Raw genomic sequence first — 12,499 nt, 5'->3', positions numbered from 1 at the left:
CGCCGGCGCACCGGCGCCGGCCGCCGGCTGACGCCTCAGCCCGCGCGCACCGCCGCGAGCTCCGCGACGACCTCGGCGGCCCACGACCGCACGTCGTCGAAGTCCCGGAAGTCCCCGGTCTCCGCACGCGTGAGCGCCACGAGCGCGCGCTCGTTGAGGTTGAGCTCGGAGCGCTCGATGCGGCCGACGAAGCACCGCGGCTCGCGCGCACCGACGTGCCGGGCGACGACGTCGACGTCGTCGGGAGGCGTCGGCGGCAGCGGCGGGTCGCCCACCGGTCCGGACCAGAACAGCCACACGGGCATCGCCCGCAGGTGCGCACCCTGCCGCTCGACGAGGTCGCGGAGGGAGGCCGCGAGCCGGCCGACGTAGACCGCCGACCCGAGGACCGCGGCGTCGTACCCGGTCACGTGCTCGACCTCGTCGGGGGTCACCTCGTCGACGTCGTGCCCCGCCTCGCGCAGCACGTCGGCGACCACCGCACCGATCTCGCGCGTCGCGCCGTGCCGCGACGCGACCGTCATGAGGATCTTCATCGTCCCTCCCCTCGTCGTGCCGGCGTCGCGGGGTCCCGCCGGTCCCGGTCGCCCGGGCGTGTCGCCGACGCCCTCAGCGTCGCGCCGCGCGACGGGCCAGCGCGCGGGACCGAGGTCCCGACCGGCTGTGACGTGCGACTCCCCCACCACGCGCCGCGCACGAGCGGGGTTAGTCTGACGACGTGACGATCGCTCCCGAGGGCCGCCGCATGCTCCGCGTCGAGGCGCGCAACGCCGCGACGCCGATCGAGAAGAAGCCGGAGTGGATCCGGACCCGCGCGACCATGGGCCCCGAGTACAGCGAGCTCAAGGGCCTCGTGAAGCGCGAGGGGCTCCACACGGTCTGCGAGGAAGCGGGCTGCCCCAACATCTTCGAGTGCTGGGAGGACCGCGAGGCGACGTTCCTCATCGGCGGCGACCAGTGCACCCGCCGCTGCGACTTCTGCCAGATCGACACCGGCAAGCCCGCCGACTTCGACGCCGACGAGCCGCGCCGCGTGGCCGCCTCGGTGCAGGCGATGGGCCTCAAGTACGCGACGGTCACGGGTGTCGCGCGCGACGACCTGCCCGACGGCGGTGCGTGGCTGTACGCGGAGACGGTCCGCCAGATCCACGCGATCAACCCCGGCACGGGCGTCGAGCTGCTGATCCCCGACTTCAACGCGGTGCCCGAGCTGCTCGACGAGGTCAACGAGTCGCGTCCCGAGGTGCTCGCGCACAACGTCGAGACGGTGCCGCGCATCTTCAAGAAGATCCGCCCGGCGTTCCGGTACGAGCGCTCGCTGTCCGTGATCACGCGCGCCCGCGAGGCCGGTCTCGTCACCAAGTCGAACCTCATCCTCGGCATGGGCGAGACGACCGACGAGGTGAAGACGGCGCTCCAGGACCTTCACGACGCGGGCTGCGACATCGTGACGATCACGCAGTACCTGCGTCCGTCGCTGCGGCACCACCCGGTCGACCGGTGGGTGCGCCCCGAGGAGTTCGTCGAGCTGTCCGACCACGCGCAGGAGCTCGGCTTCCTCGGCGTCATGTCCGGGCCGCTCGTGCGCTCGTCGTACCGCGCGGGTCGGCTGTGGGGCCAGGCCATGCGGCACCGCGGCATCGAGATCCCCGCGGCGCTCGCGCACCTGGGCGAGCCGACGACCGCCCGCCAGGAGGCGGCGAGCCTGCTCGCGCGCTGAGGCCCTTCGCGCCGCCGGACGATGTCCGGTGGTGCCCGCGAGATCGGTAGACTCCGACCCCATGGCCCGCGACACGAACGCCACCCCCCCGGCCGCCGGGAAGGTCCGCAAGACCCGCTGGTACCACCAGCTGTGGCAGGCGTACCAGATGACCCGGCAGAGCGACCCGGCCATCACGTGGCTGCTGCTCGCGGTGTTCGTCGGGATCGTCGCGCTCGGCCTGGTCATCGGCCTCCTGGTCGACTCGATCGTCTACGTGCTGCTGCTGAGCATCCCGTTCGCGCTGCTCGGTGCGATGTTCGTCCTCGCGCGCCGCGCCGAGACCGCCGCGTACACCCGGATCGCCGGCCAGCCCGGTGCGTCCCGCGCGGCCCTCGGCACCATCCGCCGCGGCTGGACGTTCACCGAGGAGCCCGTCAACGTCGACCCTCGCACGCGCGACATGGTGTTCCGCGGGCTGGGCCGCCCAGGCGTCGTCCTCATCGCCGAGGGCGGTCCCGCGCCGCGTCTGGCCCGCCTCCTCGAGGCCGAGCGCAAGCGCACCGCGCGCGTCATCTCCGGTGCCCCGATCACGCTGGTCCAGGTCGGCGACGACGAGGGCCAGGTGCCCCTGCGAAAGCTGCCGCGGCACATCCAGCGCCTCCGGCCCTCGCTGACCAAGCAGGAGGTCGCCGAGGTCGGCAAGCGGCTCACCGCGCTCGGCGCCGTGCGCCTGCCCGTGCCGAAGGGCGTCGACCCGATGCGCGCGCGTCCCGACCGCAAGGGCATGCGCGGGCGCTGACCCGGCACGGCCGGACCCGGTACGGTCCGTCCGTGCGCGACGACCGCTGGAACCACAACACGCACTACCACCCGCTCGCGCTGCGGCACGCCCCGCAGGCGTGCACCGCGCTCGACGTGGGCTGCGGCGAGGGCCTGCTCGTCCGCCGGCTGCGGTCCGCCGGGGTCCCCCGCGTCACGGGGCTCGACGTCGACGCCGCCCAGGTCGAGCTCGCACGCGCGGCCTCGGTCGGTGACGACGGCGTCACGTTCGTCGTCGGCGACGCGCTCGAGGTCCTCGACGGCGACGCCTTCGACCTCGTGACGTGCTACGCGACGCTCCACCACCTGCCGCTCGAGGACGGGCTGCGCCGGCTGGCGGCCCTCACCGCACCCGGCGGACGGCTCGTCGTCGTCGGCCTGGCGGGGGCACGCACCCCCGGCGACGTGGCGCTCAGCGCCGCGGCCGTGCCGGTCGCCGCCGTCGTCGACCGGGCGCGAGGCGTGTGGGAGCACGGGGCGGCCGTCACCGACCCGCGCGAGGGGTACGGCGAGGTCCGCGACGCGGCGCGCCGGATCCTGCCGGGAGCCCGCTGGCGGCGGCACCTGTACTGGCGCTACAGCCTCACGTGGCAGGCGCCCGCCTGACGGTCAGCGCCGGACGATCGCCGTGCCCGCGAGCCGGTCGTGCAGGCCGCGACCGTCCGAGTCCCACACGACCGCGGGGATCACGAGGCAGAGCAGCACGCCGCGGACGAGCCCCGACAGCAGCCCGGGCGGGCGTCCGGAGTCGGCCAGCGGCGCCGCACCGGGCGGCGCCACGGCCGCGCGGCGCACACGCAGCCCGAGCACGCGGTGGCCCAGCGTGAAGCCGACGGTCCCGACGAGCAGCACGTTCTCGAGCAGGAAGATGAGGAGCGTCGCCGTCGGCGCCCCGCGCGTCAGGTAGAACCCCGTGCGCTCGACCGGGAAGAACGTCGCCGCGATGAGCAGGCACACGGTCCAGTCGACGGCGAGCGCGGCGACCCGACGGCCGAGGGACGCGAGCGCCCCCGGCCCGTCCGGCGGCAGGCCGAGCCGCGCACCGCGGGCCGTCGTCCCGGCCGGGGAGCCGCCTTCGAGCCAGGAACCCATGTCGTCGCGTGAGGTCACGCGACCAGGGTAGGTCGCCACCCCCGGTGCGACGCCCACGCGCGCTCCCGGACGTCCGCCCAGGAGTTCGCGCGATCGTTACACGGGGGACGCCGACGTAACACGGCGGAAACAACCGCTACACCCCAGAGAAACTCCCCCGCCATAGCCTCGGCGGAGCCCGACCCCAGGGTGGACACACAACCGAGGAGCAGCGGATGTTCAGCAAGCCAGAGGAAGTACTGGCCTTCATCAAGAGCGAGGACGTCAAGTTCATCGACGTCCGGTTCTGCGACCTGCCCGGCGTCATGCAGCACTTCAACGTGCCGGCCGCCTCCGTGGACGCGAACTTCTTCACCGAGGGCCAGATGTTCGACGGGTCGTCGATCCGCGGCTTCCAGGCGATCCACGAGTCGGACATGAAGCTCATCCCCGACGTCACGACCGCCTACATCGACCCCTTCCGGGTCGAGAAGACGCTGAACATCAACTTCCACATCGTCGACCCGTACACCGACGAGCCCTACAGCCGCGACCCCCGCCAGGTCGCCGCGAAGGCCGAGGCGTACCTGCGGTCGACCGGCATCGCCGACACCGCGTTCTTCGCCCCCGAGGCCGAGTTCTACGTCTTCGACGACGTGCGCTTCCAGACCCGCCAGGACGCGTCGTTCTACTACATCGACTCGATCGAGGGCGCCTGGAACACCGGTCGCAAGGAGGAGGGCGGCAACCTCGGCCACAAGACGCCCTACAAGGGCGGCTACTTCCCCGTCCCGCCGGTCGACCACTTCGCCGACCTGCGCGACAAGATCTCCCTGCAGCTGGACGCCCTCGGCCTCGAGGTCGAGCGCGCGCACCACGAGGTGGGCACCGCCGGCCAGGCCGAGATCAACTACCGCTTCGACACGCTCGCCAAGTCGGCCGACAAGGTGCAGCTGTTCAAGTACGTCGTGAAGAACGTCGCGCACGAGGCCGGCAAGACCGCGACCTTCATGCCGAAGCCGCTCTTCGGCGACAACGGCTCGGGCATGCACGTGCACCAGTCCCTGTGGAAGGACGGCCAGCCGCTGTTCTTCGACGAGAAGGGCTACGGCGGCCTGTCCGACATGGCGCGCTGGTACATCGGCGGCCTGCTCAAGCACGCGCCCGCGCTGCTCGCCTTCACCAACCCGACGGTGAACTCCTACCACCGCCTGGTCCCGGGCTTCGAGGCGCCGGTCAACCTGGTCTACTCGGCCCGCAACCGCTCCGCGTGCATCCGCATCCCGGTGACCGGCTCGAACCCGAAGGCCAAGCGCATCGAGTTCCGCGTGCCGGACCCGTCGTCGAACCCGTACCTCGCGTTCGCGGCCATGCTCATGGCCGGCCTCGACGGCATCCAGAACCGCATCGAGCCGCCGGAGCCGGTCGACAAGGACCTCTACGAGCTTCCCCCCGAGGAGCACGCCCTCATCCAGCAGGTGCCGGGCTCGCTCGGCGAGGTGCTCGACAACCTCGAGGCCGACCACGACTGGCTGACCGCCGGCAACGTCTTCACGCCGGACCTCATCTCGACGTGGATCGACTACAAGCGCTCCGCCGAGGTGGACCCGATCCGTCTGCGGCCCCACCCGCACGAGTTCGAGCTCTACTTCGACGTGTGATCGTCCCGGCCCCTGGCTGCTCCCAGGGGCCGGTGACTCGCAGTACCGGCACCCCCGTCGCCCTCGTGGCGGCGGGGGTGCCGTGCCTCTGCGACAGAGTCGGTGCGGTGGCTCAGGACCGTGACCACTGCATGCTCGTCGCGGAGCTGCACGTCCGCTGCTCCAGCGCGGCGCCTGCGGTCGTGGAACCGTTGACCACGCCGAGGCACTTGCCGCTGCTGGCGTTCACGAGCTGGCTGTAGCCGTCACCGGTCGAGCGCCAGGTGAAGGCCTGGTTGGGCCGGTCGTGGCACGTGTACTGGATGACCGCCGCGCCGTCGGCCGTGGACGCGCCGCTCACGTCGAGGCACTTGCCGCTGTTGACGCTCTGCAGCCGCACGGTGCCGCTGCCGGCGTCGACGAGACGCCACTGCTGCCACGCCGAGCCCGTGCTGGGCCACTGCCCCACGACCGCCAGGTCCGCGAGGCTGCCCTGCTGCACGTCGATCACCTGCCCGCTGTTGCGGTTGGTCACCCGGTACGCCGGCGTCGTGGTCGTGCCTCGGACGAACTGCCACCAGTCGACGTTGAACAGGGTGCCGCTGCCGCCGGCGAACCGCAGGTACAGGTCGTGCGTCCCGGTCGCGCCGGTGACCGGGCAGGTGGTGGTCGTCCAGCTCTGCCACCCGCCGGTGCCGCCGACCGTGCAGGTCGCGACGACCGGTCCGCCCGTACCGTCGAGCCGCACCTCGATGCGCCCGCCGCTCGTGGCGGACGCGACGCGCGCGGAGAACGAGGTCGCGCCCGTGCCGAACGCGACGCCCTTGACCTTGACGTAGTCGCCGTTCTCGATCCAGCCGACGTTCATCCCGCCCTGGCTCGAGGGTTCGGTCTCGATCCCGGACCCCCAGGCGATCGTCTCGGCCTCCTGCCGCACGTACGGGTCGAGGGTGCCGACCTGCGGCGCACCCGTGGTCGTCATGGTGATCGTCGGGATGCTGCCGTCGGCGTTGTAGGTGAACTTCTCGACCGCGACCGAGCGGGTGTACCCGCCGCCGCCCGGCAGTGCGCCGTTGTGGTAGAAGAAGTACGAGCCGCCTCTGTAGTCGATGACGCCGGGGTGGTTCGTGAAGCTGCTGCCCTGCGTCGGCATGACGGTCCCGCGGTAGGTCCACGGCCCGGTCGGCCCGGGCGCGGTCGAGTAGCCGATGAACTCCGAGCAGCAGCGGGCCGCGAACACGTTGTAGTAGGTCCCGCCGCGCTTGTAGACCCACGGCCCCTCCTCGTAGAGGGTCGGCCGGTTCGCGTCGCCCGTCCGGGTGCCGAAGCCTGCCGTGGTCAGCGGGATCTGGGTCGGGCTGCCCGAGTACGAGACCATGTCCGCGTTGAGCCGGACGTACCAGAGGCGCGGGTTGCCCCAGTAGAGGTACGCCTGGCCGTCGTCGTCGACCAGCACCGTCGGGTCGATCTCGCCGTTCCCGACGAGCGGGCGGCCGATCGCGTCGCGGAACGGCCCGGTCGGGCTGTCGGCGACGCCGACCCCGATGACGCGCTGCCCCGTCGAGCGCTGCCGGACAGGCACGTACCAGTAGAACTTCCCGTTGCGCTCGACGACCTGACCGGCCCACGCGTCGGCGTCTGCCCAGCTGAACGTCGCGAGCGACATCGGCGAGCCGTGGTCCGTCCAGTTGACCATGTCGGTCGACGAGAAGACGCGCCAGTCGCGCATCGTGAAGTAGGACGAGCCGTCCTCGTCGTGCCCGGTGTAGAGGTAGACGCGGCCGTCGTGCACCAGGGGCGCAGGATCGGCGGTGTAGAGGTGCTGGACGATCGGGTTGTCCGCCTGCGCCGGGGCAGCGAGCAGGGTGACGGCGCAGACCGCCGCGGCGAGCGACGCGATCGCCGACCGGAGCCGCCTCCGGTGCGGGCGTGCTGATGGCTGCTTCAACATGGCTCCTCGGGTGTCACGAGCGGTGAGGTGTCGCGGACCGGCGCCGGTCGGCGCCACTGCGTCCGTCGTCGGCCGGCGGCGGCGTGGACGAGGTGCGCCACGTCGGGCGTGCGGTCGGTCCTCGGGCGCCAGGCCGGTCCCCGCCGGGTGCCCGGCTCGCGGTCGTCGCCCCCGTCGCGCGCCGGGATGTCCGGCTCAGGGCGTCCTCGCCCCGCGCGACGGCTGGATGTTATCGCTCACATTCCCGTCGGAATCGTTTCGCCGCCCGCACGCGGACCCGCAGCAGCCGGGAGCTCAGCCGCACGCGGGAGCGGGCTCGTCGATGCGCCCCTGGGTCGCGGCCGTCGGGTAGATGCGTGTGATCGACAGGACCGCGGGCACGTCGCCGGCGTTCCGGACGACATGCGGCCCCACCTCGGTGAACGACTCGCCGACGCCGAACTCCTCCGTCACGCACCGCCCCCGCTTCGTCACCGTCTGACGCTCGACCGTCCCCGACGTGACCACGGCCACGACGATGCCCGGGTGCGAGTGCCACCCCGAGAACTGACCGGGCTGGTAGGTGAGGTCGAACGTCGACACCGTCGTCGGCACCGCCGCCGTCAGCGCGACCCGGTCCTGCGCGGCGACGAACATGTGCCGGTCGGTCCCGTCGAGCACGCCGGTGGACGTGCCGCTCGCGGTGGGCGGCGCGCGGACGCCGCCGCCCCCCGCTGGTCCCCGGGCGTGCCCGGTCCTCCGTGCGCTCGCCGCTGCACCGCGGCGGCACGACCTACGTGCCGGCGCCCACCTGGGCGAGGAAGGCGGGGATCTCGACGTAGACCCGTCCCTCGACGATCGCGTCGTCCCGGACGTCGTAGACGACCGCGAGGGGGATCCGCACCTGCTTGCCCGTCGCCGCGACGCCGGCGAACTCGCCGGTGTGCCGGCCGACGACGAAGCCCTCGAACACGGCCGTGCCCGCGTCCACGACGAGACGGGTCCGCTCGGCCCTGGCGTCGAACGCCTGGTGGTAGAAGTACTCGAGCAGCCCCTGCACCCCCGCCGGCGTGCGGTACTCGTCGCCCGTGGCCATCAGGCGGAAGACCACGTCGGGCGCCATCGCGCTCGTGTCGCCGTGGTCGGAGTCGAGATAACGCTGGACGACCTCACGCGTGGTCGCGGCGCTCTGGTGCCCGTCGTCGGACATGTCTGACCCCCTCGTCCCCCGGAGCCGATGCGCTGGACGGTACTCGCGTGGCGGGTCGGCGACCAGACCGGTCGACAGTGCCGCCGGGCGGCCGAGGACCGGACGAATTCCGCGGATCACCGGTTGTCGTGGTTTTCTGGGAGGTGCATGTCTACGCACCACGCACCACCGGAGGACCCGTGAGCCACTCATCACCGGCGACGATGCCGGGCGCGACCCCCGTCATCGACGAGCAGGCACGTCTGCGCTGCCCGCGCTGCACGTCGCCGTCGATCGCCGTCACGTCGACGGACACGGACCCCAACGTGTCGTGGACCAACCACACCGTGACGTGCCAGAGCTGCCGCAGCAGCTCGCAGCTGGCCGTCGTGTCGACGTTCGGCCAGGTCGTCATCCGCTGGCTGAACGACTGACGCGCGACCTCACCGGGTGACGACGGGCGTCCCCACGACCGCGAGCGTCTGCGCCGCGGCGCTCCCTCCGTGCACCACGACCTCGACGTTCCGGGCGGCCGGGTCGGCGCCCCGGACGTAGCGCTCGATCGCCCGCACCGCGGCGCTGCCGAGGAACGCCGTGGGTGCGATCTCGACGGTCACGGGCACGATCCCGCCGCGTGAGCGCGACCGGACCTCGGCGTCGACGAGCGCGGCGGCCGACTCCGTGTCGAGCACGCCCCCGACGCGGATGACGCCGTCCTCGCCGACCGCGACCTCCGGGCCGCCCGTGAGGACGGCGGTGGGGCCGACGACGGGTGACCCGACGGGGGCTCGTCGTCGGGCGTCGAGCTCGAACTCGACGCGCGTCCCGGACTCCCCGGTGTCGACCGCGAGCCGCGCGCCGCTCGACGCGACCATGCTGAGGCCACGCCCCCGGTCGCCCGGGTCGGGTGCGGGCGGGCGCCACAGGCCGTCGTCCTCGACGCCGAGCGTGACCGTGGTGCGGCGCAGGCGCGCGTCCACGCGGATGCGGCCGGGTGTCACGCCCGCGTAGGCGTGCTCGATGCTGTTGGTGGCGGCCTCGCTCGCGGCGAGCACCAGAGCGGCGCGCTCACGGGCCTCGAGCCCGACGGTGCGCGCCCACGCGTCGACCTCGCCGCGCACGTCGGCGAGCCGCTCGGCGTCGGCGGGCAGGTCGAGGGCCAGGTCGGCCGGCGCGGCGCGGCGTGCGACGGCCAGGACCGTGACGTCGTCGACGAAGCCCTCGTCGAGCGCCCACGGCACGTGCAGGCAGAGCCGCTCGGCGACGGTCCTGCCCGCGTAGCGGCCGATGACGGCGCCACGGACGGCGTGCTCGGCCGCGGACACGACCTGCTGCATCCGCTCGTCGAGCCGGCGGCCGACGACCTCGACGAGCCCGTCGGTGAAGAGCAGCAGCGCCTCGTCCTCGGCGAGCCGGTCCGTGCCGACGACGGTGTCGTCGTCGATGCCGAGGGGTCCCCCGCCGGTGGACGGGAGCCAGCGCGAGCTCGCGGGCCCCACGACGAGGGGCGCGGGGTGACCGCGTGTGGCGTACTCGAGCACGCCCGTCTCGGGGTCGAGCAGCACGACGCACACCGACGTCGCGAACGCGTCGGTCGCGACGCGGGCGTACCGGTCGAGCGAGGCCAGCGCGGCGTGGACGGGGACGCCGTCGAGCAGCCGCGACGCGAGGATCGCGCGCATCTGGCTCATCGCCGCCGACGCCGCGACACCGTGCCCCACCACGTCGCCGACGGTGAGGGCCACGCGCCCGTCGGGGGCGACCGCGGCGTCGAACCAGTCGCCGCCCGCTGCCTGCTCGCGACCCGCCACCAGGTAGGTCGCGGCGACGTCGACACGCGGGAGGACCGGCACCGACGACGGCAGGAGCGCCCCCTGCAGCGCGATGATGACGTCGCGGGCGACCTCGTACCGCTCCTCGACACCCGCGACGCGCGCCTCCTCGGCGAGGCGCTGCTCGACGGCCGCGGTCACGTCCTCGGCGGTCACGATCATGCCCTGGTACTCGCCGGCGTCGTCGAGCCACGGCGCGAGGGACAGCCGCACCCAGACGTCGCGGTGGTCGTCGCCGACCTCGAGCAGCATCTCCTCGGGTGCCAGCCCGCGTCGGCTCTGGAGCGCGAGCTCGAGCCGCGGCATCATCCGCCGACCGACGACGTCCGTCAGGGTGTCCGCGGCCTGTCGCCCGACGACCTGCCCGATGCCGAGCTCCTGGGCGGCGCGGTTCGCGGCGGCGACCACGCCGTCGGCCCGGATCGCGGCGACCGCGACGGGCAGGCCGTCGAAGGCCTGCAAGGTCGCCTCGACGGCGGGCGGGGGCCGCGACGGGTCCGTCATGGACCCAGCGTCGCACCGATCAGCTCAACGCACCGACCGTGCCGGCCGGGTCGACGACCGCGACCTCGAGCCCGTGCCCCGCCGCGAGCAGCAGCGCGCTGTCCGGACCGACGAGGACACGCAGGCGGGTGCCCTGGGTGCGGGCGCGCCGGTCGAGCGACGCGAGCACGGACACACCCGCGGAGCCGACGTGCGTGGCCTCGCGGAGGTCGACGACGAGCCGGCCCGCCTGGCGCGCTGCTCCGGACGCGGCCGCGATCGCGGCGGACAGCACGCCCGCCGTCGCGAGGTCGACGGGTCCGCGCGCAGCGACGACGGGGACGCCGCCGACGACGCGGGACGACACGATGAGGCCCTGCGCCGGCGGCGTCGCGGGGACCGCGGACGCCTCCTCGCCGAGCGACTGGAAGAACAGCTCGTCGAGCTTGGCGCGCGACGTCGGCGCGAGGCCGCCCGCGCTCTCGACCGCGGCGACGAGGCGCTCCGCGAGCGCGAGCAGGCGGACGTTGCGCTGCTGGGAGCTCCACCGCAGCAGCTCGAACGCGGCGTCGCCGTCGATGCCGTACACGAGCATGAGGACGCCCTTGGCCTGGTCGATCACGGCGTGCGACTCGAGCGCCTGGTGGAGCTGAGCGTTGACGGCGTCGGCGACGGCGACGCGCTGGCTCACGCTCACGTCCACGAGGAAGCCGCTCACGGTCGGGCCGTCGGCGGAGTCCTCACGGCCCCCGCTGAGGGTCACCGCACGCTCGTCCCCGGCCAGGTCGACCAGCACGTAGTGCTCGCCGAGGGGCGTGCCGTCGCGCTCGCACGCGTCGAGGGCCGCGGCGACGCGGTCGCGGTGGTCGGGGCGCACGTGCCGCAGGAAGAGGTCGCGCGTGGGCACGACCTCGCCCGCCTCCATGCCGTGGATCTCGAACATCCCGTCGGACCATCGCCAACGGTCACCACCGGCGGAGAACTGGTACTGGCCGACCTGAGCCTCGTCCTGGCTGTGCACGGCACCTCCACGCGGCCTCAGCGGCCGCCGGCAAGAGCTCCGAGCTGACTTCCCAACCCGATCCGGCGGCCGGTCTTCGGCCGTCCACCGGTCGAGGTTAGTGCGGACCCGTCGGACCCGCGCGCGGTGGCGGACCGCGGCGCGTGCCGACCGCGCCGTCCGACCGCCGAACCGTGGTGAAGGTCGAGGTCATGAACCTCCACGGGAGTGCACGGGACGTGCACGACCCCTTCGCCGTGACGAGGTCCACACGGCGACGGCGCGGTCCTAGCGTGACGCACATGACCGGCACAGCCGCCTCCCAGACTCCGCCCGCACCTCCCTCGTCCGCGGTCCGCCCGGGTCCGCTCGGCCCGCTCCTGGGTCCGCCACCGCCGCCGGGACCGTTCGGCCGCGCGCTGTCGGCATTCCGCTGGGACGGGCGGGGCGCGGCGCCGCTGCCGGTGCTCGCACTGGTGGCCGGGGTGGGGGTCGCGGTCGCCGTGATGGTCGTCGGTCACCAGCCGGGGCTGGGCGTGGCGCTCGGCGGGCTCGTGGCGTGGGCGGCGGCCGTACCGGCGCTCGTGCGTCGCCGTTCGCTCGTCGACGCGGCCCTCGCGGTGCTGTCGGTGCTGCTGGTCGGCGTCGTCGCGGTGCGGGACGCGCCGTGGGTGGTCGCGCTGTGCGTGCTGACGGCCGCGTGGGCGGCGACGGCGGCTCTCACGGGGGCGCGCGCGACCCCCGCGGTGGTGGCGGCGCCGCTGAGCTGGCTGGCCGGCGTCGTGCGTGCGCTGCCGTGGCTGCGGCACGGGGCGGGCGACGCGGTCGGGGCA

At 73.6% G+C, this 12,499-nt stretch carries 12 protein-coding genes and 1 pseudogene; 6 read left to right on the top strand and 7 right to left on the bottom strand.

Annotated elements, in window-relative coordinates; genetic code table 11:
- Nucleotides 1-35: 35 nt before the first annotated feature.
- Nucleotides 36-536, bottom strand: coding sequence for a flavodoxin domain-containing protein (locus CTKZ_RS00065; protein WP_124341003.1), 501 nt, complete (start codon nt 534-536; stop codon nt 36-38).
- A gap of 182 nt (nt 537-718) precedes the next feature.
- Here CTKZ_RS00065 and lipA point away from each other — a divergent pair, with 182 nt between their 5' ends.
- The 3 genes from lipA (at nt 719) to CTKZ_RS00050 (ending at nt 3,127) form a co-directional block, all read left to right on the top strand.
- Nucleotides 719-1,720 carry a lipoyl synthase gene (lipA, locus tag CTKZ_RS00060; RefSeq protein ID WP_124341002.1) on the top strand — a complete coding sequence of 334 codons (1,002 nt, stop codon included), beginning with the start codon at nt 719-721 and terminating at the stop codon, nt 1,718-1,720.
- 61 nt (nt 1,721-1,781) lie between these two features.
- Entirely contained in the window at nt 1,782-2,501 is a 720-nt protein-coding gene (locus CTKZ_RS00055) for a DUF4191 domain-containing protein (RefSeq protein ID WP_124341001.1), read from the top strand.
- Between the two features lie 32 nt (nt 2,502-2,533).
- On the top strand, nt 2,534-3,127 hold the full coding sequence (locus tag CTKZ_RS00050) for a class I SAM-dependent methyltransferase (RefSeq protein WP_124341000.1): 594 nt from the start codon (nt 2,534-2,536) through the stop codon (nt 3,125-3,127).
- Nucleotides 3,128-3,130: 3 nt separating this feature from the next.
- Here CTKZ_RS00050 and CTKZ_RS00045 read toward each other — a convergent pair whose 3' ends face one another.
- Nucleotides 3,131-3,631, bottom strand: coding sequence for an RDD family protein (locus tag CTKZ_RS00045; protein ID WP_235843096.1), 501 nt, complete (start codon nt 3,629-3,631; stop codon nt 3,131-3,133).
- A 197-nt stretch (nt 3,632-3,828) separates the two neighbouring features.
- Between CTKZ_RS00045 and glnA the strand changes: the two genes are divergently transcribed.
- Nucleotides 3,829-5,253, top strand: coding sequence for a type I glutamate--ammonia ligase (glnA, locus tag CTKZ_RS00040; protein ID WP_124340999.1), 1,425 nt, complete (start codon nt 3,829-3,831; stop codon nt 5,251-5,253).
- Nucleotides 5,254-5,365: 112 nt separating this feature from the next.
- Here the strand turns inward: glnA and CTKZ_RS00035 are convergent, their stop codons facing one another.
- The 3 genes from CTKZ_RS00035 to CTKZ_RS00025 all read right to left on the bottom strand — a co-directional run bounded on the left by CTKZ_RS00035 (nt 5,366) and on the right by CTKZ_RS00025 (nt 8,372).
- A complete protein-coding gene (locus tag CTKZ_RS00035) occupies nt 5,366-7,183 on the bottom strand; it encodes a family 43 glycosylhydrolase (RefSeq protein WP_124340998.1) in 1,818 nt (605 codons plus the stop codon).
- A 294-nt stretch (nt 7,184-7,477) separates the two neighbouring features.
- Nucleotides 7,478-7,843 (bottom strand): cupin domain-containing protein, encoded by a 366-nt coding sequence (locus CTKZ_RS00030; protein ID WP_124340997.1) that lies wholly within the window; start codon nt 7,841-7,843, stop codon nt 7,478-7,480.
- A 112-nt stretch (nt 7,844-7,955) separates the two neighbouring features.
- Nucleotides 7,956-8,372, bottom strand: coding sequence for an ester cyclase (locus CTKZ_RS00025; RefSeq protein WP_160142782.1), 417 nt, complete (start codon nt 8,370-8,372; stop codon nt 7,956-7,958).
- Between the two features lie 179 nt (nt 8,373-8,551).
- Here CTKZ_RS00025 and CTKZ_RS00020 point away from each other — a divergent pair, with 179 nt between their 5' ends.
- Nucleotides 8,552-8,785, top strand: a complete 234-nt coding sequence (locus CTKZ_RS00020; protein ID WP_124340995.1) for a hypothetical protein — start codon at nt 8,552-8,554, stop codon at nt 8,783-8,785.
- Nucleotides 8,786-8,794: 9 nt separating this feature from the next.
- On the opposite strand, the gene CTKZ_RS00015 is transcribed toward CTKZ_RS00020, so the two are convergent.
- Nucleotides 8,795-10,687, bottom strand: a complete 1,893-nt coding sequence (locus CTKZ_RS00015; RefSeq protein ID WP_124340994.1) for an ATP-binding SpoIIE family protein phosphatase — start codon at nt 10,685-10,687, stop codon at nt 8,795-8,797.
- A gap of 19 nt (nt 10,688-10,706) precedes the next feature.
- Entirely contained in the window at nt 10,707-11,687 is a 981-nt protein-coding gene (locus CTKZ_RS00010; protein ID WP_124340993.1) for an ANTAR domain-containing protein, read from the bottom strand.
- Between the two features lie 281 nt (nt 11,688-11,968).
- On the opposite strand from CTKZ_RS00010, the pseudogene CTKZ_RS00005 reads away from it, so the two are divergent.
- A pseudogene (locus CTKZ_RS00005) lies at nt 11,969-12,499 on the top strand (DUF4153 domain-containing protein); the annotation flags it as partial.

The sequence above is a fragment of the Cellulomonas algicola genome, from assembly GCF_003851725.1.
Classification (GTDB): Bacteria; Actinomycetota; Actinomycetes; order Actinomycetales; family Cellulomonadaceae; genus Cellulomonas; species Cellulomonas algicola.
The sequence above is the reverse complement of the archived record's forward strand: the minus strand, read 5'-3'. Positions and strand labels throughout refer to the sequence as shown.